This is a genomic window from Streptomyces sp. a15, assembly GCF_059026085.1.
On record NZ_JBWLKM010000038.1, the window covers coordinates 20,652 to 42,326 of the forward strand.

Below are 21,675 nucleotides of genomic sequence, written 5' to 3' on the forward strand. Positions count from 1 at the left end.
CCGCGAGGTCCGTTGTCAGAGCCGGCTCATACGCTGGCCGACGGCGGCCCGCGCCACCAGCCTCACAAGGAGACGCTGACCATATTCCCCACCACAGGACCCGAGGCATCCTTCACGGTCGTGGTCGTCGCCATGCCCGTGTTCAGCGCCTCGCAGCTGCTGATCCCGAGGTGCTTCGGCACGCGACCCGAACAAGAGGTGTGGGACCGACACCTGCGCGGCCTCGCCATCGCCTGGCCGATCCTGCTGCTCGGTGCTCTGACGCTGCCCGAGCTGTCCCGCAGGGCGCGGGCCGATCTGGGTATGGGCAGCGACGCCTCTCCCTGGTACTTGCGGATCTGTGCCGCCATCGCGGCTCGCCTCATCACCGCAACGGCAGTGGAATCGGTCCGCGCTGCGCGCGCGGAGGCAAAGCTCCGGCCCGTGGCCGAGGGACTTCTGCAGGACGCACAACCGCTGCGCATCTGGCTCGGCGATTCCACGGCCGATGATGCGCACAGCGCTCAGATCTGGCTCGACGAGGCTCAGGAGGCCCTCGCCTCCGGACGTGGTCGGACGGCCGTGCGCTACCTGCACCACGCCATTCGCCGTGCCGAGGACGCTACCCGCCAAGATGCGGGGCGAGGCGTACACGCGACCGTCGTCCCGCTCGAAAGCCTTCGCCAACGTGTGAACGAGATCGACGAGTCGGCGGGACCGTTCAGCGGCCCGCCACTCAAGGTGTAGCGGATCGGCCCAACAGCCGGACCGGCTGGAGAACTCCAAAACGAGGCTGCGCAGGCGACGTTGCGGTGAAGAATGGCAGCCATGACGAACGAGGGCTCCTCCATCGACCCGGCCAAGCCCAGCATCGCCCGCGTCTACGACTACCTGCTCGGCGGCAAGGACAACTACGCCGTGGACCGTGAGATCGGCGACGTGTTCAAGCGCGACCTGCCCGGTTCGGTGGCCATCGCCTTCGCCAATCGCGCGGCCCTGACGCGGGCGGTCAGGGAGATCGCGAAGACCACCGGCATTCGGCAGTTCATCGACCTGGGCAGTGGCCTGCCGACCGCGGACAATGTCCACCAGGTCGCGCAACGGCACGCTCCCGAGTCCCGGGTCGTCTACGTCGACATCGACCCCCAAGTGTTGGTCCACGGCCGCGCACTGCTGGAGAACAACGACCGGACCCGCGTCGTCGCGGTCGATGTGCGCAACCCCGAAGGCATCCGCACTCACCCCGACACCATCGAAATCATCGACTTCGCTCGCCCCGTCGCCGTCATCCTCAGCGCCATCCTCCACCACGTCAACGATGACGAGGACCCGGTCGGCATCGTCCGCTACTGGCGCGACCATGTCCCCTCCGGAAGCTACTTCTTCATCAGTCACTTCCGCTCTGGCAACAACCCGGAGACCGCGGAGGCCGAGAAGGTCCTCCAGCAGACGTTCGGCCGCGGCCGGTGGCGCACCGACGCGGAAATCGCCTCCCTGCTGGACGGCCTGGAGATCCTCGACCCCGGGATCGTCCCCGCGTCCCTGTGGCGTCCCGACGAGACCGACAACGCGTGGGGCAGGGGCGAAAGACGAGAGCTCACGGTCTGGGAACACCTCATCGCCGCCGGACTGGCCCGGAAAGCCTAGACGTGATCCCCGGATGGCGATCGCCGGGCGGTTGCGCCTCTGGCCGCCAGATCGCCGGGGTGGCGAAGCGCCTCGGTATCGACGCCGGCGTTGAGCGGATTGACGTCCTGCCCGACCGCACCGCCCAGACCCTGGCCGCGTGGCTGCGCGAGTGTCCCGGGGCCGAGTACGTCTGCCACGACGGTGGGATTGATGTTGCGACGGGCTGGCCCTTCGCGCCTGGCGAAGCCGAGGACTCCTCGCCGTCCTGTGCCGGGTGGCCACAAGGCAGACGCCTTGACAGTGAAGTCAGTCGCCCCAGATCAGAGCGACGACGTCGACTAACTTCAGTGTCGAAGGACAGCATCCGGCTGGTCGAGCGACCACGGCGGTGAGTAGCGAGGTCAGTCCGGTGGGCCAGCGCCCAGCCGGGCGGTGAGGTAGACGAGGGCGCCGAGGGAGGCAACGAACAGTCCGACGGAAACCCACTCGTTCCACCGTCCCCCGAGAAGCACTGGGAGAGGACAAGACCCGGACCGCTGCTGTCGGCACGGAGACCGCCGAGCCACCGAGCATGAGGTACAGCCCTCTCCGATGCCGGCGCCAGTCGCCGTGACGGTGCCGCACAAAGAAGTACAGCCCGGTGAAGTTGGATATCCCACTCCCGGTCCGCACGGACGACGTCATCACAGATCGGTCCACGGGCGGGGCTCGCCCCCAGTCAACGGCACCCACACCGACCCGGACGGACCGTGCTCCTCGATGTCCTCCAGGACGACGGCTCCCAGCTGAACCTCGCGGGCAAGGGCTGCGACGAGCGGGTGCTGAGCGACCATCGCCTGCAGATCGCTGATTCGGTCACCCAGCCTGGCCCGGGAGGCGCCGGTAAGCACGAAGAGGACGCGAGGATAGACCGGATACCAGCGGAGCCACGCCGGGCCGGTGGAGGTCGGCCTGCGTCGTCCGACGGGCTGGACTTCGTACTGGAACAATCTGGCGTACTCGATCAGCTTCACGGCCAGGCGCTCACTGCTCATGGTGCTGCGATCGACTTCCACGAACGCGCGCAGCTTCCGCCGGTGTTCGCCGTGGACGACGGTGTAGTGCATGACGGCATCGGCATCGGCAACGAGCCGCTCGCCCTCACCGATGGGGTGAGCCACCTCGGGAGTCCAGTCCCACGGGCCGTGCTCGTGCCCGAGCCGGCGGGCGTCTGCCGCAAACGGCAGGTGGGACCGTACGACGGTCAGCGTGTGCGGCGTCTTCAGCGACGCTGCGGTTGTCGAGGTGATGGGGTACGGCGGACGCCCCCGAAGGATGGGGAGATCGCGGGTCAGACGCGACCCCTCCGGGGTGAGGTACCAGGCGTGCGTACGCGACCGGTCCGAGTCCGGCAGCGGGGTGAGGTCGATGAAGCCCGCGGAACGCAGCTTGTTCAGCACGCGGGAGACCAGTTGGCGTGAGCTGTCCGGCCGCAGCATCTGGCGCAACTGGCCGGTCGTGGCCATGCGGTGCAGGGCGAGCGCGGTCAGGACCTGCAGGCGCAGCGGTTCAGCGGGGCTGGGGGCCAACTCGGCGGCCGCCGCAGCATCTGATGTGGGACGGGTCATGGAGAAGAGACAACGCTCAGCCCCCGACCCGACCCCCGACCACGAGACCCCGACCAAGGTCACAACGCAAGAACACTCTCGTGGTCGGGGCCATGGTCGGGGCTCCACGGCCCCGACCACGCGACTGCGCGAGAGCTCAGGAGGACCCGCGGCTGAGGCTGAGGCCGCGCACGGCGAGGGCTTCGTCGAGGTGGATGTCGGCCACCGTGCCGAGGTGGCGGGCAAGGTCGTGGTTGCCGCGCGCACTCTGCTCGACCTGACACGCGCGGGCCGCAGCGGCATCGTTCAGGGCCGTGGTCACAAGCCCCTCGACGGTGGCGGTCGGGCTGGCGGTGGCACACGCCACGCACGAGTCGCGGTCGATGTTGAGAGTGCCGCAGCCTCCACAGGTGAAGCTGGTCATGGTGGTTCCCATCGCTCTGTGGTGATCAGGTCAGAGTTCAAGAACAGGTGCTTGAAGAGAAGCGATGGCCGGTCCGCAGCAGCAGGTGCTGCTGCGGGGCGTGGTGGCGAACCACGCCATGCCGGCCATCGTGCGACACCCGGCCCGCAAGGGACCAACGCCCAAAACCGGGGGCCGCGTTCATAGGGTGGTGCGCGGAGGTCCGCTCACCACCGGGTACTACTTCCTGGACCGCTGGGCGGCCTGCTGGAGGATGCGCCGGCGCGTCCACCGTCGGCGCCCGGTCTGGCGCCCGGCATTCTCGGCGACCCCGTCCGTGGTCTTCAGCAGAGGAAGGTTGCCTTGGGACAGGCTGCTGGAGAAGGAGCCGACGCTCTTGTACCCCAGCAGGGCAGCCGCCTGGCTCGCCCCCAGCAGCTCGTCGGGATCACCGTCGACCGAAACCTCGGGCAGGGGCGGAGCCTCCTTGGCTCCGGCTCGCCTTCCGCGGCCGGGCCGGGTGGCCATCCACTCCTGCAGGGTCTGCACCTTCCACAACTGCCGTCGGTAGCGGTTCGCGGCCGTACCCAGCTCTTCGACGACGTCCGGTTCGGGGAAGTAACCGGGGTGGTCGCGCACGAAGGTGGTGACCTGGTTGGCGTTCTTGTAGCCGAGGAACCTCGAGGCGTCCGCGGCGTTCAGCAACGTCTCCGGGTCGAGGGAGGGCGGTGCGTGTTCAGCGAGCCGCGCCGGCGCCCGGTGGGAGAACCACTTGGTGACCTCCGCGTGGTCCCACAGGCGGGCGCGGCCGCGCTTGTCGACCGGCTCGGGGAATGCCTCGCCGACCGCGTTCTCCGCGCGCCCGGTGTAGAGGCCGGTGATCCGTGCGGCAGTCAGGCCCTGTTCAGCCGCGATCTCGGCAGCGTCGGCCAGGCGAGGCTCACGGCGCGAGGTCATGGCAGAACCGTCCGTCCTGTCAGCAGTGAGCCGGCCAGCCCGGCTCACAAAGCAAATAATGGCAGGAGTTGCGGTGGGAGGTCCAGCCCGCGGCCCAAGGTTTTTCCCGGCGGCCGCGCCCGCGGCGCACGGCCTACTCCTCGGGGATCAAGCAGACACCGCGGTGCGCGGCGGCCTCGGCCATCTCCGCGTACGCCATGGCGGCCGGCGTCATCTCCCACTCGACCAGGGCCAGCAGCAGGATCACCTCGTCGCGGTCCTGCGAGGCATCACAGGGCATACCGGCCGTGTCCGCGGCGAACATCAGATCCGCCGTGGCGAGTCCGCCGAGACGCGCTGCCACATCCCGGTGCAGGTCGTGAAGACCCTGCTGGTACAGCTCGTTCGCTTCGCTCAGGAGCAGCACCAGGTCCTCGCCGTGGCTGGCCGGTGCCGCCGCAGCGAGGTCGAGGATGCGCTGGGTCGTCGTCATTGTCATTGAGTATCCCTCCCTGATGGGGGTGAGTGCCGGGTGGTGGTCAGCTGCAGCCGTCGCACATCGGGCGGCGGCCGCTGTCGCGGGCCAGCTCGGGCTTCTTGCGGGGCTCTACCTTGAGCGCGGCCCGCACCTGGTTCTGCAGGGCGGTGAACTCCGGGCCGTCGTCCGGGCAGACGACGCCCGGGTCGATGCCGCACGTCTTTGCATGCCGAATGAGGTCGGCGATGCGCCTGTCGGCGCGGAAGCTGTCGCCCCGGACGTGCTCGACCTCGGCATACAGGTCGGCGAGCCGCGGCCGGCGTCCGCTGGAGAGCAGCAGGTCGGGGAGGGACGCGTAGCTGCACAGTGCACAGGAGCAGCGCGTGTTGCCCCGCCAGTCACCGGCACCGGGCACGGAGTCGTACGACCAGCAGAACGGCACCGGCGCGCTGGCGTGCCACTCCTTGACCGCGTCGGTCGGCCAGTCCTTGACGGGCAGCCACTCGTCCACGATCCGCGCGGAGTTGGCCAGCACTGTACGGAAGGGCGGACGCTTCTTTCGGTCGGCTCCCTCGTCGCTGCGCAGACCCATGACCTTCAGGATCCGCACCGGGCGGCCGAGCTCGCGCTTGAGGCGGTTGACCATCGGCGTCCAGGCGCTCGAGACCACGCCCTCCTTGGCGTACTTGCGGCAGTAGGGGCTGCCCATGCGAGGGAACCGGCCGTACGCCGCGATCTCGGTCAGCAGGCTGCGCGGCATCGCGGTGCCGTCCGGGCCAGGCATCGTGCGAGTGACTTCGATGTGACGGTCTGGACGTACCCCGAAGGCGGCACTCTGCATGGCGGCGAGCTCGGAGACGCCCGGATAGCGGGTGCCCTCGAACACGATCGGCGGCCACTCCAGCACTCCGAGGCTGGAGTGGTAAGAGATCACCCGGTCTTCGACGCCGGCGGTCCGGGCCGCGTCCATGAACACGGCCATCATCACCGCGCTGTCCTTGCCTCCGGACAGCTGGGGTGCGAGCAGATCGTAGGTGCTCAGGTCGGGCAAGCCGGACGAGGCGCGGGCAAGACTCGTAGCCATGATTCCTCCAGAAGGGGACGGGACAAGGACGGTGAAACTGCGACCGCGCCGGGCCGCAGGCGATGAGCGGGCGACGGCACAGATCGCGTAGCGCAGCAGCCTCAGGCCCCGATCGGCTCGGGGTCGGCCTGCTTGGGATAGGGCTGTTGAGCAGGGAGGCCGAGCTTGATCTGCTCCCGCTCGTGACGGTTTCTGCCGAGCCGCCATACGTAGCGGTGGTTTCCGCCGTGGTCGATGGTTGTCGCTCCGATCGCTTCCAGAGCCCGGGTGAGGTAGGCGGCGCCGGGTTCGTCGGCTCGGCGTGCAGGAGCTCCGAGAGATCGCAGACCGTTCTCAACTCCCCTGTGACCAGGCTCGTTTCGCCGCAGTTTGCTTGAGGCACGGTCGGAAGCGCACGAGTGCGCTGATTCCTGGATGCCCTCGCGCTGGAACCCGCCTAAGGGACTTCGCGCGCGGGTTCGCCGTTCGGTGGGGGCGAATCAGCCGGGTTCTCAACGCACGCACCCCGCGTCGGTGCGCGGGGTGCGGGAAGAAGGATGTGGTGCTCAGCCCGTCTGCCGAGCCGACCGCCACTTCGTGCTCAGCCCGCGGTCCAAACGAAACGGCCCAGCGGCTCGGCGATCTCCGGACGGTCCCTTCAGTCCCTCTGCCCTCTCCAGATTGTGCCGCACCCGCCGCTACCGGTCCTCAAAACCAATGGCCAAATCTCTTTCGGGCGGATACCTCCCCTGTCCAGCCACATCCAGTTTGTCGTGTGCGGTAAACACCGACCCGGTGTACAGGCCGTAGGGCAGCGTGCGGGGTCGGCACGCCTGGATGGTGAAACGTCGACAGATGGGTGACGTGTCCGGCGGTTCGGCAGGTCTTCGCGATCGGCGTGCTCCGGCCGGGGGAACTCGGGTGACACCCCCGGGTGTGGGCCTCGGTGCGCGGACGGCGGCGCTGCCATCGTGTACGACTGACGCCCAGTAGAGCCTGTGTGGAGGCCACCCCATGCCCATCAGTCAGTCGGTCGGCCGGAACGGCGCGAATCTGCGGCGTGAAGTGCAGTACGTACAAGCGCTGCTCAACGTCTTCCGCGCCGAGCGCGGTCAGACTGTGCTGGACCTCGATGGACTCGTCGGCCCCAGAACGATCGGGGCGATCGAGGAGTTCCAGACCGCTGTGACGGGGATCGTCGACGGCCGGATCGATCCCGGAGCGCAGGCCATCACGGCGCTCGAAGAGCAGACGGCGGGGGTGCTCGACGAGCTGCGCGCCGTCACCATGTTCGCGCTGCTGCTTTCCCACCGGCCGGTCGAGGAGGAGCCACCGGTCGTGGAGGACCCGGTGCTCGACGACGCCGAGCTGCAGACCCTCGTACAGACGATCTTCGCGGAGTAGGAGCGCAGGCCGTGGATCCGACCGAAGAACTCATCCTGGAGCTTTCCCAGGCCCTTCTCGCACTCTTCAACTCCTCACGCGGTGCGATGCACGGCATCTACCAGGGTTCGCACGAGGCCGCGCTGTTCGAAGCCCAAGGCGGGGTCATCGGCCCCGGCGGCTTCAACCACCTCGGGGACGTGCTGAACACCGCCCGTAACATCCAGAGCAACCGCGACGCGGCCGAGCTGGCCCTGAACCGCTTGCAGGGCGTTGGACCCGCGCTCGGCGTGCGCGTACGCAGCCTGTGCGACCCCGTCCTCAAGCTTGCGGACGACTACTTGAGGATCGCCCGGGAGACGAACAACGCGGCGACCGTGCTGCGGCAGACCGATCCCACCCGCCTGCAGGGGGTCGTGCTCGGGCAGGGCGGCCTCGGTCCCGAGATCGGCCGCACCCCGCAGGCCCTCGTCACCAACCAGCTGAACGCCATGTCTGCGCAGCTGACCGCCCGGGGAATCGAGCCTCGACTGATCCCCTCCACCCAGTCCGCCCTCCAGCCCGTGCTCACTTCCATCCGGCAGTTGCCCCTCAACGGCCGGGAGGCCGCGGCGAAGCTGGCCGGGGTGCTCACCGCAATGCGTGCGCTGATCAGCCAGACCGCCGTGCAGGCCGGGGTGATCGGCCGCGCCAGGCTCACCGCCACGCTGCTCGGCATCGAAACAACCCTGGTTGAGTTCGGCGGCCGCCTGACCACGCCGATCATCATCATCGACCGCCGCCTGCTCCACCAGCTCATGGGCGTACCGCATGTCGACGGCGCCTGACACCGTGTTCTACATGGTGAGTGTGAGGAGGCGCTTGTAGCAGCAGATGGCGGTGAAGGCCAGGAAGTGGCTGGCCTTCACCGCCATCTGCTGCACCCTCATCTGCTACCGCGAACTCACTAGACGAGACGATTTGGGCGTCTTGCAGCTTGGTGTGAGCCTTCTGCATCTGCTCTACGGCCGGAGTCCGGCGGGCCTGCGTCCGTCCGCGCGGCCTTTGCGCGCAGGACGGCACCGCCGGCTTCGTCGAGGGATGCCGCTCCTTCTATGCCCGTCGGCTCGGGCAGGCCTCTGCGCGTCGGCGCCGGGAGGAACAGTTCGGCTCGGAGGGTACCCCCGGTCAGGGCGGACGGTGCATAGGCCACTTCCATGTCGAGGCGGGGCACCGTTCTCATCACCGTACCCCCCGCCTGCCCCCGCTTCTCGACTCGGCGCGGGAGGACGAGGGCAGGCGGGCAGGGGTCAGAAGGGGGTCGGGCTGTGAATCTCCAGGCGCGGCGCGGTATCCATCCGGGTCTGCGTTTTCACCGCGCTTTGACCGCCAGCAGGACCGGCTCACCCGCGTGGCGTGTCCAGCGGCGGATAATGCCGTCAAAGCCTGTCGTGACGATCTCCGTGCCGTCCAGGGTGAGGGCCAGAGCCCAGATGCTGACGTGTGGGGTCTGGACGGGAGGTCCGACGGGCTGCCCCGTGGCCCGGTTCCAGCGCCGCACGGCTCCGTCGTCGGCGCCCGTGACGATCTCCCCGTCACGGGTCAGCGCCAGGGTACGGATGGCGGCTCCGGAGGTCAGAGGGGCGCCGAGCGCGGTCCCGCTCACCCGGTCCCAGCGCCGGACCGTGCAGTCCCGGCCTCCGGTCACGATCTCGGCACCGTCGAAGGAGACGGCCAGGGCCAGAACTGCTCCTGAGTGTCCGATGAGGGTGGCGAGCGCGGTGCCGGTGCTCCGGTCCCAGCGGCGGACGGTCCCGTCGTCTCCGCCTGTAACGATCTCGCTGTCGTCGGGAGTGAGAGCCATCGCCCGGACAGCGCTCGCATGGGCGTTCAGCGGTGTGCCGAGTGGTGTGCCGTCGGCCCGGTTCCAGCGCCGTACGGTGCCGTCCTGGGCGGCGGTGACCAGTTCACGGCCGTCGGAGGTCATGGCCAGCGCCCGGATCCAGTCGGTGTGGGCGGTGAGAGACTCGGCCACGGAACTGCCCGTGGCCCGGTTCCAGCGGCGGACCGTCCCATCGCTTCCCGTCGTGACGACCTCGGCGTCGTCGGGGGCGAGGAGCAGGTCCCAGACGGTGCGCCGGTGCGCGGCCAGCGGCTGCCCCAGCGCTTCGCCGCTTTCCCGGTTCCAGCGCAGCACTCGGCCGGCGATATCGGCGCTGACGATCTCGCTGCCGTCACTGGTCACGCGGAGGGCGCTCACGGCGAGTTCCTCGACGAACTGCAGAGCTTCTACCATCCCGCCGATCTGGAAGTGTACGCCGTCGTGCCCTTCGCCGTCCGTGAACCTCGGTTTCAGGGTGAACGCAATCGACCGGAAGAGCCCGTTGAGGCGGACACTGCCGTTGGAATCAGTGGGCTCGCCTGGGGGTGGGGGTGGTCGACGCACCTCGCCCATGACCTTGTTGCCGTCGACCTTGAAATCGTCGGTGTCGCCGCTGAGCCGGGTGACCTCCGTACCCACCGGAAGATCCAGAAACTCAAGGGTTGAGGCGAGCGATCCCAGATGAAAGACGGGATCCTTCACCTCGGCATCGAATTCCACTCTGAACGAACTCCCGCCTCTTAGACCGACGATTTCCATGAGGTCCGTGGCGGGCAGCGGCGGGGTGAAGGACGCCGTATGAAAGTGTGAGGACGTCCCGTTGAGCATGGCGGTGCCCAGGGGCGCCCATTCCGTGGTCACGGTGCGTTGCCCGGTGAGCGTCACCTTATGGCCGCCCAGGGTTCCGATGGCCTCGGTCTTCTCGTCGTTGCAGAACGTCCAATCGACGAACGCGAGCCGGAGCGTTGCCATGTTTCTCGGCCTTCCTGACGATCTGGCCCAGGTGAGCCAGTGGGTTGACCGGGAGGCTCCCACTGGACACGCCGCGGGCCTCTCAGGGGGAACGGCCTTGCCTCATGGGGAGTGTCCTGCCTATTGGGCTCCCTTCCTTCAGATTAGCCGGATATGAGATGCGCGGCTCCCGGGCCTTACTTGACCTGGGTTACCGGTCCCTCGGGTCCGGCGGGAGGGCGCCATCGACTGGCTATGAGTCAGATCTCCTCCGAGGACAAGGCTGGGTGGAGTAATTCGTTCAGCCGCACGAATGGGAAAAGCGCTCCCGGCTTGAGGCCCTGCCAGGCAAGACGATGATGAAACGCGACCGGGTGCGGATCGTCGCGGCCTCGATGACCGCCCATCAGTTCCGCTGCTGGAGTGGTTGTTGGTGCGCCACAAAAATGCCGACGAGAGCCAGAGAACCTCGCCGCGACCTCGCCGTCGCAGCGCCGCCCGGCCCGCCCGACGCCGAACCGTGAGTGTGACCCGGTGACCGGCACAGTCGCCGATGTCGCTGGCCAGCTGCGAGGGGGACTGGCCGGGGTCATGGGCACGCTCGGCGGACTCGATGCCACCCAGCGGCGGGAGAAGTTGGCAGAGGCACTCGGGCTGCCCTCGCCCGGGATGGTGCCGGCGACGCTGCTGTCTCGGCTGGGGGCGCCGGATGCCGATCAGGCCGCAGAGCTGTGGCCGTCGCTGATCGGCATTCTTGCCGAGGCCGCGAGCGCTGTGGCCCCGACGTGGAGCCTCGAAGTCCCCGGTGTCGTCAAGGCGGACGCCGGCCACGTTCAGGTGCTGGCCCAGGAACTTCCCGCGCAGATCTCCTTCGTGCTGAGCCTCGGGCAGCTCCGGCTCACCGACGGACTGCACGTGCGCAACGCGATCACCCTCACCGTCACCGTCCCGGCCGTTCCCGGTGACGCGTCGCTGGACCTCGCCGTACGCGGCCTGCGGGTCACGCTGTCCGATGACGACGGCCTCCTCAAGCTCCTGGCACCGGGCGGGCTGGTCTTCGAAGGCGACATCGTGGCGCGCTTCGACGCTCAGGGCGTCCGATTCGAGGGCGGCGGGAAGAGCGGCATCGCCCTGCCGCTGCACGCCGTACCGCCCGGCCTGCGAGCGCCCTCCCTCTACCTCGCCCCCAGGAACGGAGCGCTGCGGTTCACCGCCTCCTTCGGCGCGTCGCTGCTCGGCCTCGCGGACGCCACGATCGACGGGGTCGGCACCGAGGTGGCGCTCGGGGCCGCCCCCGTGGCAGTCACCCCGAACGGGATCGGACTGAGCCTGGCGCTCGGGCCGACCAAGGGCAGCGGATACCTGGAGCAGCGGGACGGCGAGTACCGGGGGGCGCTCGGGCTCAGCCTGGGCGTGGTCGAGGTCAAGGCCTTCGGGATCCTGCGTACGCGTCAGGAGTCTCTTCTGGTAGCGCTCAGCGCCCAGTTCACGCCGCCGGTCGAACTCGGCCTCGCGTTCACCCTCAACGCCGTCGGCGGCATCGTGGGCGTCAGCCACGCCATCGACCGCGCCGGGCTCGCGGCAGCCGTACAGGCCGGGCACCTCGACGACATCCTTTTCCCCGCCGACCCCGCCGCGGCGGCTCCGCAGATCCTCAACACGCTGGCGTCGGTGTTCCGCACCCAGCGCGGCAGCGTGGTCGTCGGGCCGACCTTCCGAGTGGGCTGGGGCCGCCCGGTCTCGTTCCTCACTGCGGACATCGGGCTGGTCCTGGAACTGCCCAGCGGTGTCATCGCCCTGCTCGGCCGGGTCCGGGTCGCGCTTCCCGCCCCCCAGGCCCCGGTCATCGATCTCAGGGCGGCGATCGCCGGAGTGGTGGACTCCGCGGCCGGCCGCGTGGAGATCACCGCGGATCTCGCCGGCTCCCGTCTACTCACCTCGAGCATCGAGGGCGGACTTGCCCTGTGGGCCGGCTCGGGTTCGGACGCCGCCTTCATCCTCAGCGCTGGCGGCTTCCACCCCGGCTTCCCCGCGCCCGCCGGCTTCCCCGTACCCAAACGGCTGTCGATCGCCATCGCGGACAGTCGTCTCCTGAAGATCGTCTTCACCGGCTACTTCGCCATCACCCCGGGCACCGTGCAGGCGGGCGCGCAACTGACGGCCGTCATCGGCAGCCGGAGCACCGGCGTGAGCGGACGGCTCGGCTTCGACGCGCTGGTCCGCTGGGAGCCCAGCTTCGGCCTGGTGCTCGATCTCTACGGCTCGTTCGAACTGCGCTTCGCCGGTGAGAGTCTGTGCTCGGTGGACCTGAGGGTACGGGTGGAAGGGCCCACGCCCTGCTGGCACATCGCGGGACGGGCCACCGTCTCGTTCTTCTTCATCGACATCAGCATCCCGTTCGACGAGCACTGGGCCTGCACCGGCCAGGTCACCGCGCCGCCGGCGCCCGACGTCGCCCAGCGACTCGAGCGGGAAATCGACAACGCGCGCAGCTGGGAGCCGCTGCTGCCGGACGACGCGGGAGCCCTGGCCACGCTGCGGACCGACGGCGCGGACGCCGGCCGTCTGCTCCACCCGCTCGGGCGGCTGCGCTTCAGCCAGCGCGTGGTGCCGCTCGGCGTCAACATCACCCGGTTCGGCCCCGGCCGGCTGCCCGTCCCCGCCCGATTCGACGTCGCCGTACGCTTCCCGGAGGGCGCGGGCACTGAGGAGCCCGTCAAGGAGCAGTTCGCCCGCGCGGACTTCTTCGAGCTCACCGACGACGAGAAGCTGACCCAGCCCGCGTTCGAGCAGCTGCGCTCGGGCAGCGAGCTGACCCCGCCGACGCCCGTCAGATCAGCACCGCGCCGCACGGTGCAGATGAGATACGAGACCAAATGGATCGGCGAACGCGGCAAGGCGCCCGAGCGGCGGCAGCCCTGGCTCATGGCCGAGCCCCATCTGATCGCCGCGCTTCACCATGGCGCGGTGGCCCGTAGCGCCGTACACGCCGACCGTACGCGGTACCTGCCCCCACCGACACCGGACCGCAAGGCGGCGCTCAAGGCGCGTTCCTGGGCCATCGCCCGGATCGACACGCTCGCCGAGGAGGCAACCCTCGGCCGCGCGGCCACGTTCACCGAGGCCGCGGCGAAACTCGGCTCGGTGACCGGTCGGTCGGCCCTCCTCCATGTGGTACCCGCACACGAGTTGAGGCAGTGAGGCACGTCCATGACCGAGTACACCTTCGCCTCGTGGGAGCGGACCGGAGCCGCGGCTTCCCTGGCCGAATTCGACGACCTGCAGCGCCGCACCCCGGTACGCGGCACCCTGGCCGCCAAGGCCTCCGTGAACGGGCGTGCCGACCGGTCCGTACCGCTGCAGATGTACGGCCCCGGAGACGTACAGGCGTTGGACCCACGCCAGATCGTGCGGGTCTACCCGCTGCCGGGAACACCCGACGCGGAAACCACCATGTTCCCGTTGATCGAGTTCGACCGCAGCGACCTGCCCTGGTTGTTCACCCCGCTGGCACCGACGTCGGGAGGCGCGCTGCGCCCCTGGCTGGCGCTGGTCTGTGTACCGACGGCGAAGGGACGGCCACGGCGGGAACCCGGCCGCCCTCTCCCGGTGCTTCACGTGCCCGCCGCTGAGCTGCCGGACCCGTCACAGCTGCATCTGTGGGCCCATGCGCAGATGATCACCGGGCATGACGACGACCCGCGCCGGTCCGTCTCCCGGCTGATCGCGCCCCGGCGCCTGCACCCGCACACCGACTACGTGGCCTGCCTGGTGCCCACGTTCGAGGCGGGACGGCAGACCGGCCGCGGGGAGAGCGGCGGAGACCTGGCCCCGGCCTGGACGCCCGGCCTGGACGCCGCACTGCCCGTCTACCACTCCTGGACCTTCTCCACCGGAGAAGGCGGCGACTTCGAGACCCTGGCCGACCGGCTCCAGTGCCGGCCGCTGGGGGGCGCGGGCCGCCGGCCGATGGACATCAGCAGGCCGAGCCCAAACGGCCAGGGACCCGGCCCGGTCGTACAGCACGTCGAAAGCGCGCTGCTCAGTCCGAACGCCGCCCCCCGCGCCCCCTGGCCCGTCGACGCCCGGAGCACACAGTGGCAGAGGGGCCTCGCCACCGCTCTCGACGTGAGCAAGACCGAGGACGGGGAAGACGATCCAGAGGTCCTCCCTCCGCTCTATGGCGGATTCCATGCCCTGCGAACCTTCGTCGAGCCGGGCGTGGAGGGCTGGCCGCACACCCTGAACCTCGACCCGCGCTGGCGTGTCGCCGCCGGACTGGGCACCCGTGCCGTCCAACGGGACCAGGAACAGCTCATGGCCTCGGCCTGGACCCAGCTGGCCGACGTCCAGGCCGCCAACCGTTTCCTGGACCTGGCCCGCCTCGCCCGCCTGGTCGGCGCACGGCTGCACCACCGCCACGTACGGCCGCTGTCCACGGACGAGTTCCTGCACCTGGCCACGCCGCTGCGGACCCGGGCGGTCTTCGGCACCGCCACCCTGGCGACCACCATCCAGGCCAGCGCCATGCCGACGGCCATGGCCACGAGTGCGTTCCGCCGCACCACCAGGCCCTTCGGCGCCCTCAGCAGACGCGTCGCACTCGTCTCCGAACAGGCGGGAAACCGCCTGGAACACAGGCCGTTCGCCACCACGCTGACCGCAATGGCGGCTTCCGCCACCGGCCTCGCCGTGGCGTCCCGAAGCCCCGACGGCACCGTCGCCTTCGGTATCCCGCCGGAGAGCGTCGTCAGCGCCGAGCGGCTGCCCGCCGTACGGGCGGAACTCGGCCGGCACAGCACCTCCCTGGTCGGCTGGAAGGCGCTGGCCGCGGAGGCCGGCCGCCGCGCGGAGCTCCGGGACGTCACCACCGCGGAGATCGCCGCCGCCCCCCGCATCCCGACCGCCGCCCTCGACGCGGCGTTCCGGATGCACGCGGTACGGGAGATCGACGTCCCCACCGACTTCCTGGCCGCCACCCGGCTGACCCCACAAGGCGCGCTGATCTTTCCGTCCGGCCGGATCGCCCCCACCGGCCTGCTCGCCCTGACCCGCAGCACCTCCACCGGGTCCTTCGGCGGCTCGTGGTCCGGCCCCTGGGACCTGACCTCCGGCGGCTCCTGGAAGGGCGAGTGCGGTGGCACATGGACCGGCGGCGACACCGGCGAGGGCACGTGGAAAGGGGTGTTCACCGGATCCTGGGACTCGTTCCAGGAAGGGGATGTGTGGGGCGGCGGCTGGCGGACCGTGTTCACCGGCACCTGGCAGTCCGCCACCGATCAGGGAACTTGGCACGGTCTGGCCACCGGCACCTGGAACGACCCGGCCGTCACCTCCGAAGGCACCTTCAACGCCACCTGGCAGTCCGCGACCCGCCGGGGCAGCTGGCACAGCACCTGCCCCGGAACCTGGGACTGGGACGACACAGGTCGCGCCGGGATCTGGCGCGTGGACCTCTCCGGCAACTGGCAGCTCTCCGGCACGGACACGGCCGAACCGGACGAGGAATGGGAACCCAACCGCCTCGGCGACATCCTGGGCGGCTGGCAGTCCAGCGGTGGCATGCCCCTCGACAAGGTCTTCGGCCCCGGGCGCCTGCCGGATCTGGCCGGCCGGCTGCCCGCACCGTCCGTCCTCGGCATCACCCCCGAAGACGCCCACGACATGGCCACCCAGGCACACGGCGAGGCCTTGCGGCCGTCTGACGTGCCCCCCGCGCCCTCGCGGGAGATCTTCCCTGCACCTCAGGCCCACAGCGCCGTCGCCGACCTGATCCACCCTCAGAAGACCGTCGCCGCAGTGGTGGACTCGCGCATCGAACGCCTCGACGCGGGGACGAACAGCGCCTCCATCCATTGGGCCCCCACGTTCGGCGCCCCGATGTGGGAAGCGCTGTCCGCACAGTCCACCGAGTGGATGCTGGCCGGACTCGACAAGGTGCCCGCCGACACGGCGGCCCTCGCCGTCACCAACCCCGTGTTCGTCGCGGCCTACATGGCCGGCCTCAACCACGAGTTCGCGCGGGAACTGCGCTGGCGCGAGTACCCGACCGATCAACGCGGCACCTACTTCGCGCGCTTTTGGGGAGCCGCCCCCGACATGCCGCCTTTGGCGCAGTGGAATACCGGATCCCCGCTCGGCACCCACCTGACCGCCCCGCCCGATCGCGTCGTCCTGCTCCTGCGCAGCGCCCTGCTGCGCCGCTACCCGGGCGCGATCCTCTATGCGGCACCACTCCTCACACCCGGCGCGAACGCACCTCGCCAGGAGCCCGAACCCGACGACTCGCGTGCCAAGCAGCCGATCTTCCGCGGCGGCCTCGACCCCGAAACAGTGTTCCTGGGCTTCGACCTGACACTTCCCGAGATCCTCGCCACCCCCTGGTGCTTCGTGATCGCCGAGCAGCCCACCGAACCACGATTCGGCCTCGACAAACCGCCGCCCGGCGCCCTGGACGTCCCGACACCCCCCGACGTGTGGGGACGGCCCTATGTGCCGCCCGCGGAGACCGTCCCGCCGACGGACGACGACTGGAACAACCTCGACTGGAGTCATCTCTTCGACTCGCCCGAGCAGTTCGAGGCCGCCCTCTACGCCCCCGGAACGCTACGCACGAACATCGCCCTGGACGGGCTTGTCTGGGGCGACAGCGCGGCGGGCGTCGCCCGGCAATGCTTCCAGCAGCCCGTACGCGTGGTCATGCCCGCCGAGAGGCTGCTCCGCACCTCACCGCCCCAGCCCCAGGGAGACCCCGGATGATTGATCTCGCACCGCTGCGCCAGGCCGTCACAGAGGCCGAGCAACGGCGCACCGGTCTGGGCCCGCAGGCGACCCGCGACGAGCGCCGTGCGGCGTTCGACGCGCTCGACGCGGCCCGGGCTGCCCTCCACCAGGCGCTCCAGGAGTTCACCTCGGTGGCCGACCCCGACGAGCTGTTGGCCAGACTCGACCCGGCGGTGCCGCTGATGCTCACCCCCGTACGTCTGGAAACCCGGCTGCGGCCCGACCAAGGCCGGCCCGACACGCTGCTGGTGCGGATCTTCCCCGACGACATCCACGTCGAGAGCCACGAACCGGTCCCGACCGACGGGGAGATTCAGCAGGGGCGGCGGTACTGGCGGACGGTCTGGCGGGCAGGGCGGGTCGAGAACGCCGCAGGCGACCGGGCCCGTATCCGGCTCGGCGCCTGGGAGCAGTTGTGCGGCGCACTCGGACCCGCACGGGCGCGCTGGATCGCCACCGTACTGACTCCGACATCCGACGACCGTCCGGAACAACCGCTGCCCGACGACGCGGCGGCACCCGAACCCGCGGCCTGGCCCGACGTGACGGCGCGGGCCCGCGGCTGGAACGGGCCCGCGACCGCCTCCACGCTCCCCGACTCGTTCCTCGTACAGGCCTTTCAGCACACCCCCCAAGGGAACCTGCTGGTCGGCCAGGCACACGGTTCCGCGGTCCCCGACGTCGTCCAGATGGGCCCGGACCCCGACGCCACAGGCTCGGCAAACACGCCGGTGGAACCCGGCCTGCACTGGCTCACCGACTTCGACGAGGCAAGAATGAAGGGGCTCGCCGTCATCGTGCCCCTGGACCGCCCCGGCTACGATCCGGAGGCCCGGCCGCTGCTGACCCGCGTCGTCGCCTTCGGGGTGTCTGCCTCCCTCGACCCGCAGACCTCCGCCGACCGGGTCGCCCGGCTGCTGTCCGAACGCGCCCGCGACGGCGAAGCCGCGTTCGTCGCCCAGGGCACACCGACCAACAACATTCCCCGAGCCCGCCGCCAGGAGCACACCGAGCCCGACGTCGACGCGCTTTTGCGCGCTGCCGCACCCGCACCCGCCGCACCAGCCCCGGCTTCGGCCCCGGACCCGTGGACCAACGCCACCCGGGTCGCCACCGCGATCGGCGTACCCGTGGCCGCCGTCGCCGCGCTCCCCGGGTCCGCCGAGCCGGAACAGGCCGATGCGCGCGCCCTGCAGCTCGCCCTGTGGAGCGCGACCGGCGACTTCTTCCTGGACCAGCTCCTGGAAAGAGACATCCACACCGACGAGCTCGACATCAACCGTGACTGGCTACGCCTGCACTACGCGGATCACGTACGGGCCCGCGGCCCGCTCCCCGCCCTCCGGGTCGGGAAGCAGCCCTACGGCCTGCTTCCGGTCACCGCAACGCGACGCTGGCGCCCCGACCCGCAAGCCGAACGACCCGAACTGACCGGCCTGCACCGCGTCCTGACCACCCTGCGGCCCTTCTGGGACGTCGGAGTGCCGACCCTGCCCCGCGTCGGCGGCCCCGACCAGCCCGGTGAGTCCCTCGACCTGCCCAAACCCGAGCGTGACGTGCTGCGCGCCCTCGGTATGTCCCCGGTCTCCCGCACCTGCGAGGTGCGCGGCGTACGCGGCGCCCTGAACGCCTGTTTCACCAACTTCTTCCTAGGGCTCGACCAGCACTGCGGCGGCAATACCGAGGAGCTGCTGTCCCGGGCACTGAACCGGGCGCTCGGCATCGACTACCAGCCCGTCATCTCCCATCACCAGAACGCGCCGCACCCCAGCAGGCTCTGGCTCCCGTACACACGGCTGCTGAACCTGCCGGTGGACTCCGACCCCGTCGAGGAACTCGCGGACTTCCTACACAGAGCGGTCGAGCAGTTCGAGCCCCTGCGCATCAAGGTCGGACCGGAACGGGCCAGGACCCTGCTGGAGGCACTGCTCCTGCACACCGCAAACCTGGAGTACGCTCACGCGGCCCACGGGGCCGCGCACTCCAGCCAGCTGGTGAACTGGAACGGGCTCCGGTTCTCGGAGGTTCTCCTCTCACCCACGGGGGCCGCGGCTTTGGCCACCAGTGCCGGTGTCCGACTCAGACCGTTCGCCATGGGTGCCACCCTTGGCCTCAGGCTGCCGGGAACCGACGGCGGGGCGGGCATCTCGGTGCACGAGGCGATCGTCCAGGCACGATCCGGGCTGGCCGATGTCGTCGACGCCGCTGCCAGGCGCCACCACGGCGTCCTTGGCCTCGCCGGAATCGAACGCCCATGGAGCGGCCGCCTCGCGGAGATCGATGCCGCACTGCGCTACCTCGCCACCCGGGTGCGTACGTGGAGCGACCGGGGCGAGGACCCGTTCGCCGCCCTCGAACGGCTCCTCGGCGAATGCCTCGACCTCGTCTCCCACCGGCTCGACGCCTGGATCACCTCCCTGGCCACGACCCGGCTGGATGCCATGCGCGCCCCCACCCGGCGGCCCACCGGGCTGCAACTGGGCGCGTATGGCTGGGTGGAGAACCTGTCACCACTCGAGGCGCGGCGCAGCGACGGCTGGGTACTGGCCCCCTCACTGGCCCAGGCCACCACCGCCGCCATCCTGCACAGCGGCAGCCGGTCCCACCCCACGGACCCCGGGGCGTTCGCCGTGGATCTGTCCTCGCGGCGGATGCGGGTCGCCATGGCGGTACTGGACGGCGTACGGCAGGGCCAGCCGCTCGGGGCACTGCTCGGCTACCGCCTAGAGCGGCGGCTGCACGACGCACGGGAGGACGAGACCGACCCGCTGGAGCTCGACCGGGTCATCGCACCCCTGCGCAAGCAGTGGCCCCTGCAGAGCGTCCATCACCAAGCCGACGGCGCCCAGGAGTTCATCGCCCCGCACGACGTGACCGACGGAGCCGCCCTCGGTGAACTCACCGTGGATGCGGCCATGGCGAAGCTCGGCCCGCAGGTCCGGCCGAGCCTGGACCCTGCCAAGGAGGAGCCGGCCGTCCGCGCGGCGCTGACCGCTCTGCACGACGACATCGACGCGGTCGCAGATTTGCTGCTGGCCGAGAGCGTGCATCAGCTGGCCAACGGCAACCCCGAGCGGGCCGGCGCGACGCTCGACACCCTGGCCGCCGGAGGGCAGCCGCCCCCCCGGCCTCAGGTGCTCGACACCCCCAGACAGGGCACCCCGGTGACGCACCGGGTGATGCTGGTCGTACCGAGGGACATGGCCCCGACGCCCGGCTGGGGGAGCGCAGCCCAACGCGGCCGCGCCCGCGCGCTGGCCGAGCCCCGCCTCGACGCATGGGCCGGACACCAGCTGGGGCGGGCCGACCGGATCCGGCTAAGGGCCGAATGGCTCCGGCCGGGCCAGTCCGCCACGGCAGCCGCCGTCCGCGAGCACCCGTGGCCACTGACCAGCCACTGCGCGCTCGACGTGGTCGCACTCGCCGCCGAGGGAACCCTGCGCACCGCACTCGTCCAGGCCCTGGTGGCGCAGCGTCCGCCGGATGTAGCCGCCGACGCGATGCCGACACTCCGGAACGATCGCGATCCCGCGTGGCCGCGCACGGTCGTGTCCCTACTCGAGACCGAGGCCCTCACAACAGCGATGGCGGCCGTTCTCGCCTCCGGCAGACCCGGCACCGCGGCCGATCTAGCACCCGCCGCCTCCCCGCCGCAGCAGAGCGCGGACAACGAACTGCGCACCCGTGCGGTGGACGTCTGCCGCAAGTTGAAGGAAGCCAAGGACGCCGGGGACCTCGAACTCCTCGCCCAGTACGGCATCGTGGTGCCACCTTCGCCCGATGACGGAGGACCGTCCGCTCAGGTGGCCGCCACCGTACGGGAAGCGACCTCACGGCTCGGCCGCGCCGAGGAAGCCCTCGCGAGGGACGAGCCGAGCAGCCCTGCGGCGGCCCTGGAAGCCGTCTTCGGGCCCGGGTTCCGTGCCGTCACTCTGGTCACTGCCCCGGACCAGGCCACGCTCACCGCGTCGTTCGGGCCAGGACTGGACCGGGGCGACACCGACCGTGACACACCGCGCGACTGGCTCGAACAGATGGCCACCGTACGGCCCGGCGCCTCCGCACTCGCGGACCTGCTGCTGCACACCGAGGCGGCCGGGACCGGTGGCGAGCACCGCCTGCACGTCGGGCAGACACCCTTCACCGCGGACGACCACTGGGTGGGCGCCGCGGGCAGACCGGACAACGCCGACCCGGCGACCGGCCTGGTCGTCCATGGCGTCGGCGGCCCGGACGGGCCGGACCTGTCACAGCCCATCGCCGCCTTCGTGATCGACGAGTGGGCGGAGGTTATCCCGGCCCGCCGACACACCGCGGGGGCCTGCTTCCACTACGACGCCCCAGGTGCCCGGGCGCCGCAGGCCGTCCTGCTCGCGGTGCCCCCGGTTGCCGGTTCGCCCTGGACGGTGGACGTCCTGAGCGACGTCCTCGCCGAGACGCTCGACCTCGCAAAACTGCGCCTCGTGGACCTCCAGGCCCTGGGCTGGCTCGGGCGCTACCTGCCCGCCGCGTACCTTCCCGACGACACGTTGGGCACGGCCCCCGGCATCAGCATCAAGAAGCTCATCAAGAAGAGCGCAGAGGACGGAATCATGTCCAAGCTGATCAACATGGAGTCGTAGC

The 21,675-nt window shown here is 70.3% G+C and carries 13 protein-coding genes; 7 read left to right on the top strand and 6 right to left on the bottom strand.

Features of this window, described 5'->3' with window-relative positions:
* The first annotated feature begins 120 nt into the window (after positions 1-120).
* Together AC5P09_RS30785 and AC5P09_RS30790 are read left to right on the top strand one after the other, a co-directional pair.
* Positions 121-726 carry a hypothetical protein gene (locus AC5P09_RS30785; protein ID WP_493877013.1) on the top strand — a complete coding sequence of 202 codons (606 nt, stop codon included), beginning with the start codon at positions 121-123 and terminating at the stop codon, positions 724-726.
* 72 nt (positions 727-798) lie between these two features.
* Positions 799-1,626, top strand: coding sequence for an SAM-dependent methyltransferase (locus AC5P09_RS30790; RefSeq protein WP_493877014.1), 828 nt, complete (start codon positions 799-801; stop codon positions 1,624-1,626).
* 665 nt (positions 1,627-2,291) lie between these two features.
* On the opposite strand, the gene AC5P09_RS30795 is transcribed toward AC5P09_RS30790, so the two are convergent.
* The 5 genes from AC5P09_RS30795 to AC5P09_RS30815 all read right to left on the bottom strand — a co-directional run bounded on the left by AC5P09_RS30795 (position 2,292) and on the right by AC5P09_RS30815 (position 6,095).
* A complete protein-coding gene (locus AC5P09_RS30795) occupies positions 2,292-3,215 on the bottom strand; it encodes a replication-relaxation family protein (RefSeq protein ID WP_493877015.1) in 924 nt (307 codons plus the stop codon).
* 136 nt (positions 3,216-3,351) lie between these two features.
* On the bottom strand, positions 3,352-3,630 hold the full coding sequence (locus AC5P09_RS30800; RefSeq protein WP_493877016.1) for a hypothetical protein: 279 nt from the start codon (positions 3,628-3,630) through the stop codon (positions 3,352-3,354).
* Positions 3,631-3,837: 207 nt separating this feature from the next.
* Positions 3,838-4,554 (bottom strand): hypothetical protein, encoded by a 717-nt coding sequence (locus AC5P09_RS30805; protein ID WP_493877017.1) that lies wholly within the window; start codon positions 4,552-4,554, stop codon positions 3,838-3,840.
* Between the two features lie 133 nt (positions 4,555-4,687).
* On the bottom strand, positions 4,688-5,026 hold the full coding sequence (locus AC5P09_RS30810) for a hypothetical protein (protein WP_493877018.1): 339 nt from the start codon (positions 5,024-5,026) through the stop codon (positions 4,688-4,690).
* Between the two features lie 46 nt (positions 5,027-5,072).
* Positions 5,073-6,095 (bottom strand): adenine nucleotide alpha hydrolase family protein, encoded by a 1,023-nt coding sequence (locus AC5P09_RS30815; protein WP_493877019.1) that lies wholly within the window; start codon positions 6,093-6,095, stop codon positions 5,073-5,075.
* Between the two features lie 993 nt (positions 6,096-7,088).
* Here AC5P09_RS30815 and AC5P09_RS30820 point away from each other — a divergent pair.
* Positions 7,089-7,478 carry a peptidoglycan-binding domain-containing protein gene (locus AC5P09_RS30820; RefSeq protein WP_493877020.1) on the top strand — a complete coding sequence of 130 codons (390 nt, stop codon included), beginning with the start codon at positions 7,089-7,091 and terminating at the stop codon, positions 7,476-7,478.
* A gap of 11 nt (positions 7,479-7,489) precedes the next feature.
* A complete protein-coding gene (locus AC5P09_RS30825; RefSeq protein WP_493877021.1) occupies positions 7,490-8,284 on the top strand; it encodes a hypothetical protein in 795 nt (264 codons plus the stop codon).
* Positions 8,285-8,808: 524 nt separating this feature from the next.
* On the opposite strand, the gene AC5P09_RS30830 is transcribed toward AC5P09_RS30825, so the two are convergent.
* A complete protein-coding gene (locus AC5P09_RS30830) occupies positions 8,809-10,290 on the bottom strand; it encodes a WD40 repeat domain-containing protein (protein WP_493877022.1) in 1,482 nt (493 codons plus the stop codon).
* A gap of 513 nt (positions 10,291-10,803) precedes the next feature.
* Between AC5P09_RS30830 and AC5P09_RS30835 the strand changes: the two genes are divergently transcribed.
* From AC5P09_RS30835 to AC5P09_RS30845, 3 genes are read left to right on the top strand one after another with little or no spacing between them, the layout of a single operon-like run.
* Positions 10,804-13,470 (top strand): DUF6603 domain-containing protein, encoded by a 2,667-nt coding sequence (locus AC5P09_RS30835; protein ID WP_493877023.1) that lies wholly within the window; start codon positions 10,804-10,806, stop codon positions 13,468-13,470.
* A gap of 9 nt (positions 13,471-13,479) precedes the next feature.
* The gene (locus AC5P09_RS30840; RefSeq protein ID WP_493877024.1) at positions 13,480-17,028 is read left to right on the top strand and encodes a hypothetical protein; all 3,549 of its coding nucleotides are present in this window, start codon (positions 13,480-13,482) and stop codon (positions 17,026-17,028) included.
* The gene (locus tag AC5P09_RS30845) at positions 17,025-21,674 is read left to right on the top strand and encodes an ATP-binding protein (protein ID WP_493877025.1); all 4,650 of its coding nucleotides are present in this window, start codon (positions 17,025-17,027) and stop codon (positions 21,672-21,674) included. The genes AC5P09_RS30840 and AC5P09_RS30845 overlap by 4 nt, the downstream gene beginning before the upstream one ends.
* Position 21,675: the final 1 nt, after the last annotated feature.